This is a genomic window from Candidatus Dactylopiibacterium carminicum (assembly GCF_014736495.1).
GTDB lineage: Bacteria > Pseudomonadota > Gammaproteobacteria > Burkholderiales > Rhodocyclaceae > Uliginosibacterium > Uliginosibacterium carminicum.
In genome coordinates this window covers 59,638-78,995 of the sequence record NZ_MDUX01000005.1, presented here as the reverse complement: position 1 = coordinate 78,995, position 19,358 = coordinate 59,638, and the positions used below count along the sequence as shown (strand labels likewise).

The following is a 19,358-nucleotide window of genomic DNA, read 5'->3' as shown; positions in this document are numbered from 1 at the left end:
GCGGTGTCAGGCTAAAGCCCGACCCACGGCCCGGCGGCGAGACCAACGCCCGACTCCACACTCCCTGCTATCGACTCTTGCCCCCCACGATCACCGTCACCAGGTTTTCCGGTTTCACGTGACGCGCGAAGGCGGCGCGGATGTCCTCCAGCGTCACGGCCTGCACGCGGGCGGCGTAGGTATCCAGCGAATCCAGCGGCCGGCGGTAGAAGCCGATGTCCGCCACCTGGCCGAGCAGCTTGGAGTTGCTGTCCAGGCTGAGTGCGAAACTGTTGATCAGATTGGCCTTGGCGGCGGCCAGCTCGGCCTCGCTGGGGCCTTCCTGAAGGAATTTCGCCAGCGTTTCCTGCGCCACGCGCACGGCCTCCTCGGCCTGCTCGGCCTTGGTCTGCAACCCGATGCGGAACAGGCCCTCGGCCTTCATCGGGGCGAAATAGCTGTAAGCACCATAGGCCAACCCGCGCTGATCGCGGATCTCCTTCATCAGGCGGGCGTTGAAACCACCGCCTCCGAGCGTGTAGTTGCCGACGGAGAGTGCCATCTGGTCCGGATCGCCACGTTTGAGCGCCGGCATGCCGATGGCCACGTGCGCCTGCGCGGACGGATGCGCGATGCGCTCGGTGGCGCTGGCAGAGGGGAGCACTTCCGGCAGCGCGGGCGCGCCGTTGCCGGCCGGCAGACGGGCCACCAGCGCGCTGGCGATGCGCTCGGCTTCCTCGCGTGAAACGTCACCCACGATGCTGACCTGCGCGTTGTCCGCCACGTAGTAGCGGCGGTGGAAATCTACCAGATCCTGACGCTTGATGCCGGCCAGATCCTTTTCCGCCAGCGTGACGCCGTAAGGATGACGGCCATAGGTGAGCTGTGCAAAACGCCGCTCGAGGATCGCGGCAGGCTGCGTCAGCGATTCACGCAGGCCGGCGATGGCGCGGCTGCGCTCACGCTCGAGCACCGCTTCCGGGAACACAGGCTCCGCGACGATGCGGGCCATCAGGGCCAGCGCGGCATCGCGCTCCTGCGCGTGGCTCAGCACGCGCAGGCCGAGGCTGGCGCGGTCGTCGTCCAGCCCGCCGCCAAAGCGCGCGCCCACGTCGGCAAAGCGATCGGTGATGGCATTTTCGTCCAGCGCCTGCTTGCCGCGCCCTAGCCCCGCATCCAGCAGGCTGTGGGTGAAGGAGGCCACGCCGGGCTTGCCAGCCGGGTCGAAGGCCGAGCCAGCGGCGAAATCAAGCTGCACATCGAGCATCGGCAGGTTGCGGCTTTCGACGAAGAGCACGCGCGCGCCGTTGGGTGTGGTCCAGTGCTGGATCGGCACGGCAGCCTGGGCAGCAGCCGTGCAAAGGGAGAACAGGCAGGTCAGGAACAGTTTCATGGCTTTCTTCCAGTTCAATTCCGGCTCAGTACTTGAAGTCCGGCGCTTGTTGTTGCGCCTTGGGATCGACGGGTTGGGGCACCAGCTCGGCCACGGTCAGGGTGTCGTCGCCGAGCAGCAGCTTCGCCGCGGCCTGCACCTCGTCCGCACGGATGCCGCGCAGGGCTTCGAACCAGGTGTCCTCATCGCGCCACGAAAAACCGCCCATCTCCAGCGAGGCGATCTGCATCGCCTGCCCCATGTTGGAATCCTGCGAGAACACCTTGCCGGCCAGCATCTGCGCCTTGATGCGCGAGAGCTCGGCGCTCGTTACGCCATTCTTGGCCACACGGGCGATCTCGCCGCGCAAGGCGGCCTCCAGCCTGGCCACGCTCACCCCCTTGGCTGGCACACCTTCGAGCAGGAACAGGCTCTGCTGTCCGCGCGAAACGGGGTCATACCCTGCGCCGGCCGACACCGCCAGCTTGCGTTCGCGCACCAGGCCCCGGTTCAGGCGTGCGCCGTCATAACCGTCGAGCACGGCGGAGAGCAGCTGCAATGCCATGGCCTGACGCACCTGGGGATTCTGGCTGTCGAAGGAAGTCAGCGCCGGCGCACGCCAGGCGAGCATCAGATAGGGCAGCTCGGCGGGCGCCTTCACGGTGACACGCCGCACACCGGCCTGTGCCGGCTCGGTCTGCGCCTTGCGCACCGGCAGCACACGTGCCGGCAGCTTGCCGTAGGTTTCCTGCGCCTGTCTGAACACGGTTTCGTGATCGACGTCGCCCACCACCACCAGCACGGCGTTGTTGGGGCCGTACCAGCGTGCGTACCAGTCACGCAGATCCTGCGCGCTCATGTTGTCCAGATCCGGCATCCAGCCGATCACCGGGCGGCCGTAGGGATGCGCGTTGTAGACGGCGGCCATCAGCGTCTCGTAGAGCCTGGCGCGGGGCTTGTCGTCGGTGCGCCAGCGGCGCTCCTCCTTGATGACCTCGATCTCCTTGGCGAAGAGATCGTCCTGGATCACCAGATTGGCCATGCGGTCGGCTTCCAGCGCCATCATCTGCGCCAGCCGTTCGCGCGGGATGAGCTGGAAATAGGCGGTGTAGTCCTGATTGGTGAAGGCGTTGTCGCGCCCGCCGGCAGCGGCCACCAGCTTGTTGAATTCACCCGGGCCGTGTTGCGCGGTGCCCTTGAACATCATGTGCTCCAGCGCATGCGCGACACCCGTGGTGCCATTGAACTCGTCCAGACTGCCGACGCGGTACCAGACCATGTGCGTCACCGTAGGCGCGCGGTGGTCTTCCTTGACGATCACCTTGAGACCGTTATCCAGCGTGGTCTCGAACGGATTGGCCAGCGCCGGCAATGCGGCGAGCAGGCAGGCACCCAGCAGGGCCCGCAAAGCAAGAGGGAAGAGGCTCATCTGATAGACTTTCCTGTGTTTTTTCTGGCGGCTGGCAGACGGCCGCGCCGCATCATAGCCCAACGCAGACAGCGCTCTGACCGGACCCACCGATGTTTAGTTTCTTCAAGAAGAATTCCCCCGCCGACACGCCCACCACCACCGAAACGCCTGCCGCACCCGCGGCACCGCAGACCAGCCCTGCCGCAACCGACGCCCCGGTGCAGACATCCTGGCTCTCGCGTCTGAAGAAAGGCCTGTCACGTACCCGCGAACAGATCGGCGCGCTGGGAGACATCTTCTCGCGCCGCAAGATCGACGAGGATCTGCTCGAAGAACTGGAAACCACGCTGCTGATGGCCGATTGCGGCGTGGAGGCCACCAACACCTTGATCGCCGAGCTGCGCAGGCGCTGGAAGCACGACAAACTGGAAACCGGCGCCCAGTTGCAACAGGCCCTGGCCGAAGCGCTGGAAAAGCTGCTCACTCCGCTGCAGCAGCCACTCGGCGTCGACGGCCACAAACCCTGCATCCTGATGCTCGCGGGCGTGAACGGCGCCGGCAAGACCACCTCCATCGGCAAGCTCGCCCATCACTTCCAGCGCCAGGGCAAGAGCGTGCTGCTGGCAGCCGGCGACACCTTCCGCGCCGCAGCGCGCGAGCAGTTGCAGGAATGGGGAAGACGCAACGACGTGAGGGTGATCGCCCAGGATGGCGGCGACCCCGCCGCTGTCGCCTTCGATGCGATCAATGCTGCCAAGGCACGCAACATCGACGTGGTGATGGTCGACACCGCCGGGCGACTTCCCACGCAACTGCACCTGATGGAAGAGATCGCCAAGGTGCGCCGCGTGATCCAGAAGGCCGAACCCAGCGGCCCGCATGAGGTGCTGCTGGTGCTCGACGGCAACGTCGGCCAGAACGCGCTCGCGCAGCTCAAGGCCTTCGATGCCGCCATCGGCGTCACCGGCCTGATCATCACCAAGCTCGACGGCACCGCCAAGGGCGGCGTGATCGCCGCCATCGCGCGTCAGCATCCACGCCCGCTGCGCTTCATCGGCGTCGGCGAAGGCATGGACGACCTGCAACCCTTCGACGCCAGGGAATTCGTCGCCGCCATCGTGTACGGCGACGAACCCCGGGAGGCGCCGCATGCCGGCTGACGCCGTCCGCGCCGACGGCCTGCCGGCGCATTTCGAATCCCTCAAGGCCCGGCTGGACTATCCGCTCGCCTGGCGCCCCGGCACTCCCGATCTTGCTGCCTGGCGAGAACAGGCGCGTGCGCACGTCTGGCAACTCACGCTGCAGCTGGCGGACGACACTCCGTTCGCGCCTGAAGTGCTGGCCGAGGAAGACCGTGGCGACCACCTCGCCCGGCGCATCGCCTTCAACCTCACGCGCGATGCACGCGTCACCGGCCTGCTGCTGCTGCCCAAGGGCGACGGCCCCTTCCCCGCCGTGGTGATGTACCACGACCACGGCTCGCGCTTCGACATCGGCAAGGAGAAGTGGATCAGCCCGCTGCAGGATGAAGCCCGGCTCGCGTCCTCGCAGCAATGGGCCGCCAAGGTGTTCGAAGGCCACATGCCTGGCGATGCGCTGGCACGGCGCGGCTATGCCGTGTTCGCCACCGATGCGCTCGGCTGGGGCGAGCGTGGTGGCCTCGACTACGAACGGCAGCAGGCGCTGGCCGCCAATTTCTTCAATCTCGGCAGCTCGCTGGCCGGCCTGATGGCGCTGGAGGACACGCGCGCCGCCGCTTTCCTTGCCAGCCTGCCGCAGATCGATGCGCGCCGGCTCGCCGCCGTCGGCTTCTCACTCGGCGCCTTCCGCGCCTGGCAAGCCACGGCGCTCAGCGATGCGATCCAGGCCTGCGTGGCCGTCTGCTGGATGGCGCGCGCGACCGACCTGATGAGCCCGGGCAACAACAGCATCCGCGGCAACTCGGCCTGGCACATGATCCACCCCGGCCTGCTGCGCGAACTGGACCACCCGGATCTGGCCAGCCTGGCCGCGCCCAAGCCTTTTCTGCTGTACTCGGGCGACGCCGACACACTCTTTCCACTCGCTTCGGTCGAAGCTGCCGCCGCGCGCATGGCGCGCGTGTGGCAGGCCTGGGGCGCCACCGAGCACTTCACCCACAGGGCCTGGCCCAGCGGCCACACCTTCACCGCCGAACAACAGGCGGCGGCGTGGGCCTGGCTGGACAACACCCTCGGGTGAGCCCACGCAAGGCAGCCATGCCTTGCACCCACCCGCTCTGAAGGCAAGCGAAGGCCCACAAGCCTTCGAGCGCCCATCCTTTTTTTCCTTCATCCCCCGGTTACAAACATGGAACCAGTCCTTAAGCGCCACCTGGCAGCAACGCTCCTGCCATTGTTTTGTCTTTTCCAATCCTCGGCGTCCTGGGCTCAGGAGCAGGTGCGCGAACGCGACCCCGCCCGCGTGGACCCGGTCCGCATGATCGAATGTGCCTACGACGTGCCGACCTATCTCGACTACGCCTCGGTGGTCAGCAAGGATCCGCAAACCCTCGGCCTGCGGAAACTCGAATCGGACAACCCCTTCCTCTACGAATACGAGCTTGCGACCCCGATCCAGGTGTTCGGTCTGGAAACCCGGCGCATCGCCATGGCCTCCGGCGCCCTGCTTGCAGCCCTGGATGATGTGAAACCGCAGACCATCGCAGAGCGATTGAAGATCGAGGAACCGATCCGCGACGACGCCTTCAAGTACATGGCCATGCGCGTCGTCCATCACACCCTGGAGCAGGTCTCAGGCGTGAAGGAGACGATCAATACCGTGATCAGCCTGGAGGTGTCGACAGTGATCACGCATCCGGGCAAGGTGCTGGCCGGCTGCAGCTACCGAGTCAATACCTTCTAAACAAAGCCCCCCCGGTTTCGAACACCTAGATGCGCGCCTGTGGGGATATTCCGGCGGGTTTTCAATGGATGCAGCGCTCCAGCGCCCTGTCATCCACCGGAATGCCGTCCGCCACAGGCGGGCAGGCTGCGGCCTGGGCAAAGACCCAGGCGCGGAATCGGGCGGCGAGCGCTGATTCCTGTACCCCGCCGGGTGTGACGTACCAATAGGCTCGCGCATTGGGCAGGGTTTCGGTGAAGACCTGAATCAGGCGGCCATTGTCCAGCTCCTGCTGGCACAGGCTGCGCCGCGTCAAGGCGATGCCGCGGCCATCGATCGCGGCCTGCAATACCAGCGCAGAGTCGTTGAAGAAGAGGCCGCCACGCGGCTCCGGCCAGTCCAGCCCGGCACGCTCGAACCATGCCCGCCAGAATTCCCCGTCTGAACGCAGCAAGGACCAGTCACGCAGGGCCTCGGGCACGATCGGTGGATGCCCTTGCAGCAAACCCGGTGCTGCCACCACCAGCATCTCGTCGCGCATCAGCAGATCGGCCCGCTGTCCGGGATATTCGCCGAAGCCAAAACGGATCGCCACATCGACGCCATCGCGCGCGAAATCGAGGACTTCGGACGTGGTCAGGATGTTGAGTTCGATGCCGGGCTCCTGCTCGATGAACTCTCCGACACGGGGTGCCAGCCAGCGCGCGGCGAACGAAGGCATGGTGGTCACCGTAAGGCGGCGTGGATTGGTGCGCTGGGAAAGCCGGGTCAGCGTGCGCCCCAGATCGCACAGCACGTCGTTGAGCTTGGTCGCCAGCTCCAGACCGGCGGGAGTGAGCTGCACGCCCCGCCCGCTGCGATGGAACAGCGCGAAGCCGAGCAGATCCTCCAGTGCGCGGATCTGGTGGCTGACCGCGCTGTGCGTCACTTGCAGTTCCTTGGCCGCCAGACTGAAGCCCCCCTGGCGGGCGGCAGCCTCGAACACCTTCAGCATGCTCAGCGGAGGAAGTCTGACCGGCGTTTCCATAGGTGAGCCCCATTCACAAGTCGTGAAATAAATGTCGTTTGTCGCAGGCACCCGGAGCACACAGAATCAAAACCATCCGCTGCCCCGACGAATTTCGCGAGAGACATATCATGACAAAACAGCTCACCATTGTCGTCAGCAGAAAACTGTGCGTGCTGGAACTACCGGCCGACAGTCAGCTCAGGCTTCTCAGCGGCAAGGTATGGCTCACGGAAACGGGACGCCCGGAGGATTTCGTGCTTGAGGCGGGCGCGGAGCACCGGACGCGCAATGCCGGGAAGCTGCTGCTCGATGCGCAGGATGAGGCGCGAGTCGAGATCCGTCCGGGTATCGATGAATCCGTGAAGACGCGCCCTCTGGACGGCATAGCCGCCTGACGTGGAGCAGCCCCCGACCGTGCCGGGGGCTGCGAGGCTAGAACTTCCAGCTCAGGTCCAGACGGAGATCCCGGCCAGGCTCCGCAAAGCCACGGTTCGACTGGATTCCGGCAGCGTCGACGTAATAGGCAAAGCTGGCCTGATCGTAGTAGGACTTGTCGAACAGGTTACGTACGCTGAAAGTCACCCGGACGCGATCCTTGCCGAGAGGATGCCAGTTGGCATACAGGTCATGCACGGCATAGCCCGCCTTGTTCTTGGTCACCGCCCTGCTTTCGGAGATCAGGTATTCGGTCGTCTTGTGTCGCTCGACAACACGCGTCATCCATTCGAGATCCAGATTCCAGGCCTGCCAGGTGTGGCCGAAATTGAAGTGCCAGCTGCGGCCGGTCGACACGCCAAGGCCGTATGCTTCGTCGCCGAGGTCGTAGCCATTCAGCTTCGGCCGGGCATGCGCGACCGACAGGCCGGTCCGGAAGTCGCCCTGCTGCCAACCCCCACCGAGTTCATAGCCGTTCGACTTCATCGTCCCGACATTGTCGATCAACCATGACGAACCGGTCGTGGTCGTAATGAAATTCTCGATCTGCATCCGGAACAGCGCGCCCTTCAAGTGCCACGGGCCCTCCGCGTAGGTGAAGCCGATCTCGTGGTTCTTCGCGGTTTCTTCCTGGAGATCCGCGGCATTGCGCCAGCGCATGTTGTCGACATAGAAGCCCTCCTTCAGACCCGCCCCACGCAGGGTGCGGGAGGAGGCCAGGCGGAAGCTGAGCGCGTCGGTGGCGAGCCAGGTCAGGCTGGCATTCGGGCTCAGGCCATCGCTGGAAAATTCCTGACCGTGATTGTCGGTATAGCCGTACCAGTCGTAACGTGCGCCCAGCCCAAGCAGGAAATGGCCGAGCAATGGCGTTTCACTCTCGGCGAAGACGCCGGTCACCTTGCTGCGCTCTTGCCCACTGCTGCCGGAAATCACCGGCGGGCGCGGATTGATCGCGGACATCCGGTAGGTGTGATGATTCAGCCCGTAACGCAGCGTGCTGCCGGCGATCTTCGAGATGGCCAGCGCATTGATGCCGTCCGAACTCAGTTTCTCGCCGAAACGATAGCCCAGCGGTTTGTTGAACTGCGGCATCGCCGCTTCGGCGGTCCGCTCGACCTGCATCTCATCAGCGAAAACATTGATGTCGAGCGCGGGCCGCACATCGTCACCCGCGAAACGGTAGGCGGCGGTCAGCGTGTCACGCTGCGTCGTCTGCGGCATCAGTGAATTGCCCTGCCCCTCCCAGAAATTCGGGCGCAGGTAGCGCGTGCCCTCGTTCTCGACACTTTGATAACCGAGACTGAGCTCATGCCCTTGTGCCGGACGCCAGTTGAACTTTGCCAGGCCGCTGGTTTCGGTCGCCGCACTGTAGTGCTGGCGCTGACCGCCCCCGTCTTCATAATCCTTGTTGTCGGCCCGGTTGCCGGACAACAGGAAGTCGACCGTCTCGCCAGCCAGCCCGTAGAGCGATGCACCGTAATGGCTCCCCTCGTTGCTGGCGACACCACCGCGCACGATGCCGCCAAAGGTCTGCCCGCTGCGCAACAGATCGCGACCATTTTTGGTCGTCAGCCGCAAGGAGCCGGCCAGTGCGCCCGGCCCGGCGCTGGCCGGGGAACTGCCGCGATCGATTTCGACCTGCTTGATCAGTTCCGGATCCAGCAACAACCGTGACTGGTGATGGAAGGCCCGCCCGCTCTGCGCAGCACCATCAAGCGTGGTGTTCAGCATCGAATCCTCGATGCCACGAAGATAGATCTTCTGCGCGATCGCCGTTCCACTGCCGACAGTGACGCCGTTTTCGCCTTGCAGCAGTTCATTCAGGTTGCGCGCCCTTCGCGCTTCGATGACTTCCGCCGGGATCGTGCTGCTCGCCTCACTGGGCACGCTGTCTGTCACGGTGACCGGCGCCAGAACCTGATCATCGGCCAGCGCATGGCTCCCCTGGAATACCCCGGCCATGGCCAGGGCCAAAGCCCGCGCATGACGCCGGCGGATCTGTTTGTGCTTCATCTGATGCTTCCCCTCGAAACCACGACAACCCGAAGATGAGAATGATTGTCGTTTTTAATGAAAGGGAATTAGTATTGCAAAATCACCTCAGGACCATTTTTCCCGAAGCAAGCAAAATGTTTGCTGTTACAAATAAATTCTCTCCCGGTCGCCTGCAACCCAGCGAAGCGGACGTTCCCGCCCCGCTGTTCTGCCCGGCCACCAGTCCTCAGGTTCTGGCGGCAGAGCGACGAGGTGCATCAACGATAGAGGCCGGCCAGCTGACATTGGCCCGGATTCGGGAGGGGTTCTTCCTGCACTGCTCGGCGGTCACCCATCACGACGCCACAACCCTCACCTTCCCGGTCCCAAACGCCGGCCTCAAGCTCATTCTCAAGCTCGAAGGTGCTGGCCAGGTCAGCATCGGGGGGCAGTCGTTGAGGCTTGATGCCGGTTGCGGTGAAACAGCTCGACCGTGCGGCGCCTTGATCCATGTGGAGCCGCCAGCAGACTTCGTCCTCGAATACCAGCCCGGCATGCGCGAGCAGATGATCGTGATCACCTTGACCTCGGCGTGGTTCGCTTCGGCAACGCTCGATCCTGCACGCTTTACCAGCCACCTGACCTGGCGAGAATGGCTGCCGTCAGAGGCTGCAGCCGACAGTGGCCGACAGCTGTTCGCGACCGACATCCTTGATCCGCTGCTGCTCGGCCTGCACCAGGAACACCATGCCCTGATGCTGGTCCAGGAAGCGCTGAGCGCAACCGTTGAGGATGTGCCATTTGACAGCCGGGAATCCCGGCAACGTGTCTGGCGTTTGCGCACCTTTCTCGACAGTGGCCTGGCCGACACGCTGGATATGAACAAAATCGCCCAGACCATGGGCTGCAATCCGACGACGCTGCAGCGCGAATTCCGTGAGGCCTTCGCCACGACGATTTTCGACTACCTGCGCGAGCGGCGGCTCAATCGGGCGGCAGAAGCCATGCGGCAACACGGGCTGAGCGTCGGCCAGGCAGCAGAGATCGCGGGCTATCACAGCCAGGCCAATTTCTCGACCGCCTTCCGCAAACACTTCGGCTTTCCGCCCAGCCTGCTGCGGACCAGAACGGCCGGACCTCATCCCGGGGGCCCGGCAATACTGCCCGTCAACATCCAGCCCAGCCAGGAATAGCCGGATCGACAGTAGCCCCATGCCCGACACCCGCTGTCGCAGATGTCGGGCGGTGGCTCAAGCGAAAAGGCTCAAGCCTCGGGTTCGCCGTTGTAGGTGATGCCGTTGATGGTGACGTTGGCCAGATGCAGGTCCTGGGTGTGACGCAGTTCGAAGGGCTGCTCCACACCGTCGAAACGGCAGTTGGTGATGCGTACATCCTGCACCGGGCTGCGCTCATAGGCCTTGAGCTGCAGACCGATCTTGCCACCCTGGCTGACGAGGTTGTCCACGTGGATATGGCGCACGATGGGCGTGAACTTGCCGGTATCGCCTTCCTCGTAGTCGAGGTTGACCTGCACCACTTCACCACCGAGGCTCTTCACCACGGAATTGCGCATGTGGATGTTCTCGACCAGCCCCCCGCGATGGGAGTTGGTCTTGATGCGCAGCGCGCGATCGAGATTGCGGCTGTCCATCTCCAGATTCTCGGCAAACACGTTGCGCACGCCGCCGGTGAGTTCGGAGCCGATGACGATGGCGCCGTGACCATCACGCATCACGCAATTGCGCACGATGATGTTCTCGGACGGCACATTGATGCGGCGGCCGTCGCCGTTGCGGCCAGACTTGATGGCGATGCAGTCGTCGCCGGTATCGAAGTAGCAGTCCTCGATCAGCACGTCACGACAGGATTCGGGATTGGCACCATCCGTTTCCGGACCGTGGCCGATCACCGTAACCTTGCGGATGGTGATGTTCTGCGACAGCACGCAGTGGATGTGCCACATCGGCGAATTGCGGATGGTGACGCCCTCGATGAGGATGTTGCGGCAGCGATAGGGCTGGATCATGTTGGGCCGCAGCCAGTAGCCCTCGCCGAAGCGGCGGGCCTCCACCGGTACGTCATGCTCGCCGAGGATGAAGAGCATCAGCCGCGCGGGTTTCTGCTGCGGCGTGCCGGGCTGCCAGCCGAACTTCACCTTGTCACGCCATTTCCACCAGGTGTCGTTGCTGCCCTGGCCATCGAGCGTGCCGCTGCCGGTGATGGCGACGTTTTCGCACTCGAAGGCGTAGATCAGCGGCGAATAGTTGTAGAGCTCCACCCCTTCCCAGCGCGTGAGCACCATCGGCAGATAGGCTTCGGCATCGGTACGGAAGCGCACCGTGGCGCCTTCGGCTACATGCAGTTCGATGTTGCTGCGCAGATGGATCGGGCCGGTCAGCCAGTCCCCCGCAGGTACGACGATACGCCCGCCGTCTGCCTCTGACGCAGCAGCGATGGCGGCACGGAAAGCCTCTGTACAGTCCTTCACGCCATCACCGACGGCGCCGAAGACATCGAGCCGGAAATCCCGCGCGGGAATGGTGGGCGGCTGGATGCGGGCCAGGATGGCAGGCACCTGATCCCAGGGGTCGGAAGGAGAGGAAGAGGGTTGTTGTTGCATCGATGAACTCCAGGAAACGGACGGCCCACCGCGGGCCGTTTTGGCGATGTAATGCATCGGGCGCTCGCCAGGCACCCTGCAAGGTTGGTGATACCGCCCTCCCGACACGGGTCGGGAGGGCGGCTGCAGGCAATGCCTACTTCGTGAAGAACCAGGTCTGCGGCAGTGCCGGTGCCGGGGTCGGATAGGTCCAGCCAGCGGGCATGGTATCGAAGACGTTGGCGAGATTGTTCTTGCGGATCGCCGGCGATGCCGGTGGCAGCACCACGCCGATCACTTCGAACTCGTCAGCCGCCAGTTGCAGGATCTCGCGGAAATAGGCCTCGGCCTCCTTCTCGCTGCCTGCCACTTGCCACTTGTCGTACAGCGCCAGACGCTTCTTCATCGACTCGGAAGGTTCCTCGCCGTCCTTGCCCTTGGTCATGTACCAGCGCACCCAGCCCAGGCTCATGCGCGACTCGGTGGGATGGATGGCCAGCACTGCACGCGGGTTGGCAGTGATGTCCAGCCCCCCCGGTACCACGTCAACGACCAGGTCATAGTCATTGCTGGCGGTGCGGGCCGCGGCCAGCGAACGCTCCATGCCACGGATCACGAGTTCGATGCCGAGCTTGGCATATTGTTCGCGGATCAGCTCCAGCGCCCCCATCTGCTGCTCAAGCTGGATGGCGATGTTGGCACCGAGGGAAAGGCGCCCGCCTTCCGGGTAGAGGCGGAAGCCGGCGTCGTCACGCTTTTCCAGCCCCAGACTGTCGAGCATCGCATTGGCCTTCTTGACGTCGAAAGCCAGGTGCTGCGTGCCAAGTTGCGGGTTGAACCACTTGGACTGCTTCACCGGCCCGATCTGCCAGGGCGTGCCTTGACCGAGGAACACCACTTCGTTGATGTTCTTGCGGTCGATGGCCGTGGAGAGGGCGATGCGGAAATCCTTGTTGCGGATCAGCTTGCGCAGCTTGTCGTTCTTGGTGCTGAAGTTGAGGTACAGGCCGACGGAATTGGCCTGCAGCGTGGGCAGCCCGAGTACCTTGTAGTTGCCCTTGGCTGCGTTCTGCGTCAGCACCGGGATGTTCTGGATGGCGTAAATGTGGCGGTGCTGAAAATCCAGCTGGCCGTTGATCGCTGCAAGCAGGATGGTTTCCACCTCGGAAATCACGCGGAAGCGCACGCGATCCAGGTAGGGCAGCTGGTTGCCAGCGGTATCGACCTGCCAGAAGTACGGGTTGCGTTCCAGCACCACATCGGTGGCCGCAGCGGTGTAAGGCACCTTGATCACCCACGGATCCATCGTCGGCCGCTCCGTGTTGCCCCAGCGGGAGGGCAGTTCGATATCGCCGCACTTGTTGCGCATGAGCTGGCGCCAGTCGGTCGCGCTGTCCGCCGTGATCAGTTGCTGCAGGTTGGTCTTGTTGTAGGCCGGGTGGAACTGGCCACAGTACTTCTTCTGGAACAGCGTGGGATGCTGGTTGATCGGCAACGCCAGCGCTTCGATGAAGCCCAGGTAGGGGCCGTTGAAACTGAACTTGACGGTGTTCTCGTCGATCTTGCTGACCACCACCGGCTTGCCGCCCTGCATGTAGGCCGCAGGCGGCGTGGAGTAGTACTGCCCCCCCAGCGTCAGGTCATTCATGGAGAACAGGACGTCATCGGCCGTGAAGGGCGTGCCATCGGACCACTTCATCCCCTTGCGCAGATGGAAGATGTACTCCGAGGCGTCGGCGTTCTGTTCCCAGCGCTCGGCAATGTTCGGCTGCAGGTTGTTGAAGTCGGGCGACCAGCGCACCAGTCCCTGGTTGCCCACCAGGCGCAGGATGGAATTGTGGTCGTTGGAACTGCGCATGGCGGTGCGCAGCTCGCCGCCATAGCTGCCGACGCGGGTGTGCGGCTTCACCACCTCAGGCTTCTCGGGCAGCCGCTTGGCGACAGCGGGTAGTTTGCCCGCCTTGACACCGGCGGCGAACATCGGTGCTTCCTGAAAAGCCAGGGCCGGCGCGGAAATCGCGAGGCTGGCAAGCAGGCCCAGGGCCATGCCGGTTGATCGGGTACAGCTCATGGACAGTCTCCTTCTTTATGGTCAATGCGTGAAACAGGCCGTCCGGTACCGCATGGCGGCATCGGATACGGAAATGCGGGTGTGTCGGTTCGGGCTTGTCGGGTGGCCCTCGAAGGGCCACCCTTTTTTTCAGGGGAGGGACAGCACTTGAAAATCTATCGGGTGAAGAACCAGGTCTGCGGCAATGCAGGCGCCGGAGTCGGATAACTCCATCCCGCCGGCATGTTCTCCAGCACGTTGAGCAGCTTGGTGTTGCGGATCGCCGGATCGCGTGGCGGCTTCACCAGCCCCATCACCTCGAATTCGTCGGCCGCGAGCGCCAGAATCTCCTTGAATAGCCGGTCCGCCTCGCTCTGGGTGCTGGCGGCTTTCCACTGGTCATACAGCGCCAGCCGCTTCTTCATGCTCTCGGTAGGCTCTTCGCCGGTCTTGCCCCCCGAGCTGTACCACTGCACCCAGGGCAGGCTCTGGCGAGACTCCTGCGGATGCACGGCGAGGATGGCGCGCGGGTTCTGTGTGATGTCCAGGCCGCCAGCAACGAGATCGACGCTCATGTCGTATTCATTGTTGAGCGCACGGTCGTAGAACAGCGAGCGTTCGGATGCCTGGATCACCAGCTCCACGCCAGCCTTGGCCCATTGCCTGCCCACCAGCTCCAGCGCTTCGACCTGTTGTGCCAGCTGGATGGAAGCGATCACGTTGACCGATACCCGACCACCTTCGGGATAGAGGCGGAAGCCAGCGCTGTCACGCTTGGCGAGCCCGAGCTTGTCGAGCAGTTCGTTGGCGGTCTTGAGGTCGTACTGGGTGTATTGCGTACCCAGCTTTTCGTTGTACCACTTCGACTCCTTGGCGGGTCCGATCTGCCAGGGCGCGCCCTGACCGAGAAAAACGATCTCGTTGACCTCCTTGCGGTCGGTGGCCAGGGACAAGGCGACACGGAAATCCTTCTGCCGCAGGTATTTGCGCAGGGTCGGATTCTTCGTGCTGTAGTTGAAGAACATGCCGACCGAGTTGGCGCCCAACGGCGTGAAGGACATCAGCTTGTAGCCGCCCTTCTGCTGGTTTTCCGCCAGCACGGGACGATTCTGGATGGCGTAGATGTGGCGGTGCTGGAAATCCAGCCGGCCGCTGATGGCCGCCAGCAGGATGGCCTCCACCTCGGAGATGATGGCGATGTGCAGGGTATCGATGTAGGGCAGCTGGTTGCCGGCCGTATCGACCTGCCAGAAATACGGGTTGCGCTCCATGATCACGCGGGTCACGCCACCGCCGTAGGCTTCCTTGATGATCCACGGATCCAGCGTGGGCCGCTCGACGTTGCCCCAGCGCGTGGGCAGTTCGATGTCACCGCACTTGATGCGCATCAGCGCCGCCCAGTCCTGCACGTTGGCCCCACGGAACTGCTGGCTCACGCTCGGGTTGTACTTCGGGTGAAATTGCGAGCAGTACTTTTTCTGATACAGCGTGGGATGCTGATTCACCGGCAACGCCAGCGCTTCGCGAAACGCCAGGTAGGGCGCGGCGAACTTGAAGCGCACGGTATAGGGATCGATCTTGGTGATTTCGGCGAACTTGCCGTTGGTGACGTAGGCCGAGGGCGGCTTGGAGATGAACTCCTCGTTGCCGATCAGATCTTTCATGGAGAACAGCACATCATCCGCCGTGAAGGGCGAGCCGTCGGACCACTTCATGCCACGGCGCAGCTTGAAGGTGTATTCGCTGGCGTCGGCATTGATCGCCAGGCTCTCGGCCACATTCGGCACCACATCGTTGAAGTCCGTGCTCCAGCGCAGCAGCCCCTGGTTGCCCACCAGGCGCAGGATGGCGTTGTGGTCACCACTGGCGCGGATCGCGGTGCGCAAGGTGCCACCGAAGCTACCGACGCGGTCCAGCGGCTTGACGACCTCGGGTTGTGCCGGCAGGCGGCTGGCCAGTACGGGCAACTCGCCGGCCTTCACACGCTGCCCGAGCAGCGGCGCCTCCTGGTAGGCCAGTGCGGGTGCGGACAGTGCAAGACAGCCCAGCAGCCCGAGGGCCACGCCCTGTGTTCGGATGATGCTCATGAACGTCTCCTTTGTTGTCGATGCTTGAACAGGTCTCCGGCCTCTCTGATCTGCCGGAGACAGCTCGGGCACAGCTCTCAGGCTGCTTTCGCCCCATGCAATACGTCCGCGGGCCGCACAACAACCGGGTCAGGCCTCACGACCCGGCCTCCGCCTCGCCCGCGACAGGCTGCGGATAGTGGTATTCGCCGCGATAGTTCGAGGCGTTGTAATGGGGATATTTCCTCGGGGTGCAGACAGGCCCCTTGGCGGGCCGATCCTGCGTGTAGATGAACATCCGGCGTTGATCCCACAGCACGATCTCGTCGCGTGCGTCACCGGTGAGGCCGACCACCTCGGCGCACAGATCCGGGTGACCGTCATCCGGGAACACCACCACGCGGCGTCCCCAAGCATCTATGAGCCCGCCGTGATCGCGGTTGCCATGCAGCAGGCGCAGGTCGTGCCCGTCGCCGGTCCAGTTGACCGGGGTGATCAGATTGCCGTTGCTGGTGGGCTCGAACGCGTGCAGCAAATTCCCCTCGCAGTCGTAGAGATAGATGATTCCCTGGTAGCCCCAATAGGTCGTCACGCTCAGCTCCAGCCCGGGCAGATCCGGCCGATAGTTGCCGGTGCTGATGCGCTGGGCGTGGCCGATCATTTCCTTCACCAGGATCTCGCCTTCCAGACTGGCGATCATGAAGCCTTCGTCCCCTGAAGCGATGGCGATCTGCTCTGCCGGGCAGGCAGGATTCCAGCGACCGATCAGAATTTCGTCGGTGTGGTCGGTCGGCACAGGCAACGTCCACTGCAACTGGCCATCGGCATTCACGAGGTGGTAGCCGACGAACATTTCCTCACGCCCGTCGCCATTGATGTCGGCGGTATAGGGGAAATGGCCGGTGATGCCTTCGTGGAAATGCCACAACAGATTCAGTTGATCGTCATAGGCCCACAGGCGGCTGTAGCGATCCTTGACGAGAATGTCGCGCGGCTTGTCCAGCCCGCGGAAATTGCAGATGCGGATGGCATCGATATTCACGCGATCGAAGGCATAGTGCTTGTGCGGCAGGCTGTGCAGCGATTCATCCGGCACATCCGAGCGCGGCGTGGGAATGGAGCGGCGCACCTTGCCCGTCGCCCCGTCGAGGATCATCAGCTTGAAGTCGCGCGAAACGATCACCTCGTCGGCGCCGTCGCCATCGATGTCGTGGAGCTGGAGCGGCAGGTCGCAGGAGACGATGGCGTGATCCGGCTCGGTACTGGGCGTGCCGATCTGCCACAGCACCCGGCCATCGAGATCGATGGCGGTGAGGCAGCTGATGTGCGCATAGGCATCCTTGTAGCCGCGCTTCTGATGCTGGGCGAGCACGATGTGCATCGTGCCGTCGCCAGTCAGGTGGCCAAAACGGATCTGGCGCCCGGTGCCAAAATCCTGCAGGTCGATGGTCTTCCACAGACGGGGTTGCGGATAGTGCGCACGTAGCTCGGCGAGCTCGCATGCAGCCTGCGCTTCGGCAGTCAGCCAGGCCTGATGCGCAGCCGGCCCCATGCCGACCTCCACGGCCGTGAACTGCGCAGGCACCCGGGCGATCAGCGCGACCTTGCCGGCATCGAGGGCGTTGTCCTCGACGGCGAGATACTCCACGCCGTCGAGGACACCCACAAGCCGCGATCCCTCGCAACGAACCTCCAACCGGTAATGGGTGTCGCTGTCGATGGCGCAGGGCACTGAAGCCAATTCATGCACCACTTCCTGGTCGCGGCGCAGCAAGCGGAGCTGGCCTCCTTCGAATCCCAGGAAGTAATAGCTGCGTGCATGAACGTAGCGGAAGGCAAGACCGATGTGTGAATCGGTGGCGAGCGGACGGATCGTCACGCCGGCGGTATAGTCGCGCCAGCTGGTCTCGCCAGCGGTGAGCGTCGGCCAGTGGTCGGTGATCGCCACTTGCAGACGCGTCTGCTCCATGTATTTGGCGCCCTCGTTCTCGGTGACGATCCAGCTCGGACCGAGCCAGCCATACCAGACGACGGGGTCGTGCCAGGCACCCTTGAAGCCCTCGGTGGGCCAGTAGTGATACTCGCCGATGGCCGAGTGTTTCGGGTCATAAGGGAAGGGGCCGATGCGGAACGCGTCGAAATGGTCGCTGAATATCGTTTGGGTGCTCATTTTTCACTTTCTTTAGTCTTTTACAGACTTTCGTTCCCGGGAACAATTCTCAACAATCATTCCCGCTGAATCCGTTTTTTCATACTACACCCTATTTAAAGAAAACCGTTCCCGGGAACGGAAAGTTTTATAGTGAGTCTGTCCAGCAACTGGCACGACACTTGCCAAAACCTAACCAACTCAAGGCACAATCCAGCCTGAAGCAACACGAACAGAGGGAACAAGGTGCTCAAGAAAAGCCGGGTCAGGCTCGTGGATGTGGCTGCGGCCGCCCAGGTTTCGAAACAAACGGTGTCACGCGTGGTAAACGGTCGCCAGGATGTGGCCGAGGAAACCCGCCAGCATGTGCTGACCGTCATCGAGCAGCTCGGCTATCGCCCCAGCGTGTCAGCCCGCACGCTCTGCCACGGGCGCAGCCACACGCTGGCCGTAGTTGGCTCCAATACGGGCTTCCTCGCCACCGAGCTCTACCAGGGCGCAGCGCAACAGGCACAGGCCCTGGGCTACTCGCTGATGTTGCGCACGCTGGCCAACCCCAGCGCCGAAACCGTCGAGAAACTGCTGCTCGGCCTCACCGACATGGAAATCGACGGCGTGCTGTGGGCCATCCCGGATGCCGACGGCCGCAGCGACTGGATCAATGCCGAGCGGCTGCGCCGCATCGGTGTGCCGGTGCTGTTCATGTCCACCGAACCGCGTCCGGGCATCAGTACCGTGAGTTTCGACAACGCCGAGGGCGCCTTTGTCGCCACGCAGGCTTTGATCTCGGCCGGGCGCACACGCATCGGCCACGTTAGCGGGCCGCAAGGCTGGTGGGTAGCACGCGAGCGTATCCGGGGCTGGCGCACGGCACTCGAAGCAGCCGGCCTGCCCGCACTGGATGCCTGGGTCGAGGCGGGCGACTGGTCTCCCCTCTCGGGGGAGGCCGCCATGCAACGTCTGCTGAATCGCGTACCGGACCTGGATGCCGTCTTCGTCGGCAACGACCGCATGGCGCTGGGCGCTCTGCTTGCGGCGCACCGTCGTGGTATCCCGGTGCCGCAGGATCTGGCGATGGTGGGCTTCGACAATATTCTCGAAAGCGCTTGCTTTCATCCGCCGCTGACGACCGTGATCCAGGACAAGCACCGTCACGGCGAACATGCGGTACTGGCACTGGTGCGCGAGGTTGCTGCGCTGTACGGCGAAGAGCCGCCACACATCGAACTGCCGCCGCTGAGGCACCAGCTGGTACAACGCGAAAGCACCTGAGCCCGGGCCCGCGCATCGCGTCTGCCCCAGCTTGCGAAAGTAGGGCGTCAATGAGCGCAGCGAATTGCGCCGTAAGGAGGGGGCAAGAGGTGACCTACGGCGCAATTCGCTGCGCTCATTGACGCCCTACGGGGATTGGCGCCGTACGCGGTGAGCCCGGGCCCGCGCGTCGCGTCTTCG

At 63.7% G+C, this 19,358-nt stretch carries 14 protein-coding genes; 6 read left to right on the top strand and 8 right to left on the bottom strand.

Annotation, left to right across the window (positions count from 1 at the left end):
- Positions 1-67: 67 nt before the first annotated feature.
- Together BGI27_RS02695 and BGI27_RS02690 are read right to left on the bottom strand one after the other, a co-directional pair.
- Positions 68-1,372, bottom strand: coding sequence for a M16 family metallopeptidase (locus BGI27_RS02695; protein WP_095523379.1), 1,305 nt, complete (start codon positions 1,370-1,372; stop codon positions 68-70).
- A gap of 25 nt (positions 1,373-1,397) precedes the next feature.
- Positions 1,398-2,780, bottom strand: coding sequence for a M16 family metallopeptidase (locus tag BGI27_RS02690; protein WP_095523378.1), 1,383 nt, complete (start codon positions 2,778-2,780; stop codon positions 1,398-1,400).
- Positions 2,781-2,872: 92 nt separating this feature from the next.
- Between BGI27_RS02690 and ftsY the strand changes: the two genes are divergently transcribed.
- The 3 genes from ftsY (at position 2,873) to BGI27_RS02675 (ending at position 5,645) form a co-directional block, all read left to right on the top strand.
- Positions 2,873-3,922, top strand: a complete 1,050-nt coding sequence (ftsY, locus tag BGI27_RS02685; RefSeq protein ID WP_095523377.1) for a signal recognition particle-docking protein FtsY — start codon at positions 2,873-2,875, stop codon at positions 3,920-3,922.
- A complete protein-coding gene (locus BGI27_RS02680; RefSeq protein ID WP_095523376.1) occupies positions 3,912-4,982 on the top strand; it encodes a dienelactone hydrolase family protein in 1,071 nt (356 codons plus the stop codon). The genes ftsY and BGI27_RS02680 overlap by 11 nt, the downstream gene beginning before the upstream one ends.
- Positions 4,983-5,090: 108 nt before the next feature.
- Positions 5,091-5,645, top strand: a complete 555-nt coding sequence (locus BGI27_RS02675; RefSeq protein ID WP_141239687.1) for a hypothetical protein — start codon at positions 5,091-5,093, stop codon at positions 5,643-5,645.
- Between the two features lie 61 nt (positions 5,646-5,706).
- On the opposite strand, the gene gcvA is transcribed toward BGI27_RS02675, so the two are convergent.
- Complete coding sequence (gene gcvA, locus BGI27_RS02670) at positions 5,707-6,651, bottom strand: transcriptional regulator GcvA (protein ID WP_095523374.1); 945 nt, start codon at positions 6,649-6,651, stop codon at positions 5,707-5,709.
- Between the two features lie 110 nt (positions 6,652-6,761).
- On the opposite strand from gcvA, the gene BGI27_RS02665 reads away from it, so the two are divergent.
- The gene (locus tag BGI27_RS02665; RefSeq protein WP_095523373.1) at positions 6,762-7,028 is read left to right on the top strand and encodes a DUF2917 domain-containing protein; all 267 of its coding nucleotides are present in this window, start codon (positions 6,762-6,764) and stop codon (positions 7,026-7,028) included.
- A 37-nt stretch (positions 7,029-7,065) separates the two neighbouring features.
- Here the strand turns inward: BGI27_RS02665 and BGI27_RS02660 are convergent, their stop codons facing one another.
- The gene (locus tag BGI27_RS02660) at positions 7,066-9,081 is read right to left on the bottom strand and encodes a TonB-dependent receptor domain-containing protein (RefSeq protein WP_095523372.1); all 2,016 of its coding nucleotides are present in this window, start codon (positions 9,079-9,081) and stop codon (positions 7,066-7,068) included.
- A 41-nt stretch (positions 9,082-9,122) separates the two neighbouring features.
- Here BGI27_RS02660 and BGI27_RS02655 point away from each other — a divergent pair, with 41 nt between their 5' ends.
- A complete protein-coding gene (locus BGI27_RS02655) occupies positions 9,123-10,235 on the top strand; it encodes a helix-turn-helix transcriptional regulator (RefSeq protein ID WP_170942882.1) in 1,113 nt (370 codons plus the stop codon).
- Positions 10,236-10,306: 71 nt separating this feature from the next.
- Here the strand turns inward: BGI27_RS02655 and BGI27_RS02650 are convergent, their stop codons facing one another.
- The 4 genes from BGI27_RS02650 to BGI27_RS02635 all read right to left on the bottom strand — a co-directional run bounded on the left by BGI27_RS02650 (position 10,307) and on the right by BGI27_RS02635 (position 17,927).
- The gene (locus BGI27_RS02650) at positions 10,307-11,662 is read right to left on the bottom strand and encodes a glycoside hydrolase family 28 protein (protein WP_170942881.1); all 1,356 of its coding nucleotides are present in this window, start codon (positions 11,660-11,662) and stop codon (positions 10,307-10,309) included.
- 136 nt (positions 11,663-11,798) lie between these two features.
- Positions 11,799-13,712 (bottom strand): ABC transporter substrate-binding protein, encoded by a 1,914-nt coding sequence (locus tag BGI27_RS02645; RefSeq protein WP_095523369.1) that lies wholly within the window; start codon positions 13,710-13,712, stop codon positions 11,799-11,801.
- A gap of 155 nt (positions 13,713-13,867) precedes the next feature.
- Positions 13,868-15,778 carry an ABC transporter substrate-binding protein gene (locus BGI27_RS02640; protein WP_095523368.1) on the bottom strand — a complete coding sequence of 637 codons (1,911 nt, stop codon included), beginning with the start codon at positions 15,776-15,778 and terminating at the stop codon, positions 13,868-13,870.
- A gap of 136 nt (positions 15,779-15,914) precedes the next feature.
- Positions 15,915-17,927, bottom strand: a complete 2,013-nt coding sequence (locus BGI27_RS02635) for a hypothetical protein (RefSeq protein WP_095523367.1) — start codon at positions 17,925-17,927, stop codon at positions 15,915-15,917.
- Positions 17,928-18,152: 225 nt separating this feature from the next.
- On the opposite strand from BGI27_RS02635, the gene BGI27_RS02630 reads away from it, so the two are divergent.
- Positions 18,153-19,178, top strand: a complete 1,026-nt coding sequence (locus BGI27_RS02630) for a LacI family DNA-binding transcriptional regulator (protein WP_095523366.1) — start codon at positions 18,153-18,155, stop codon at positions 19,176-19,178.
- The last annotated feature ends 180 nt before the right edge of the window (positions 19,179-19,358 follow it).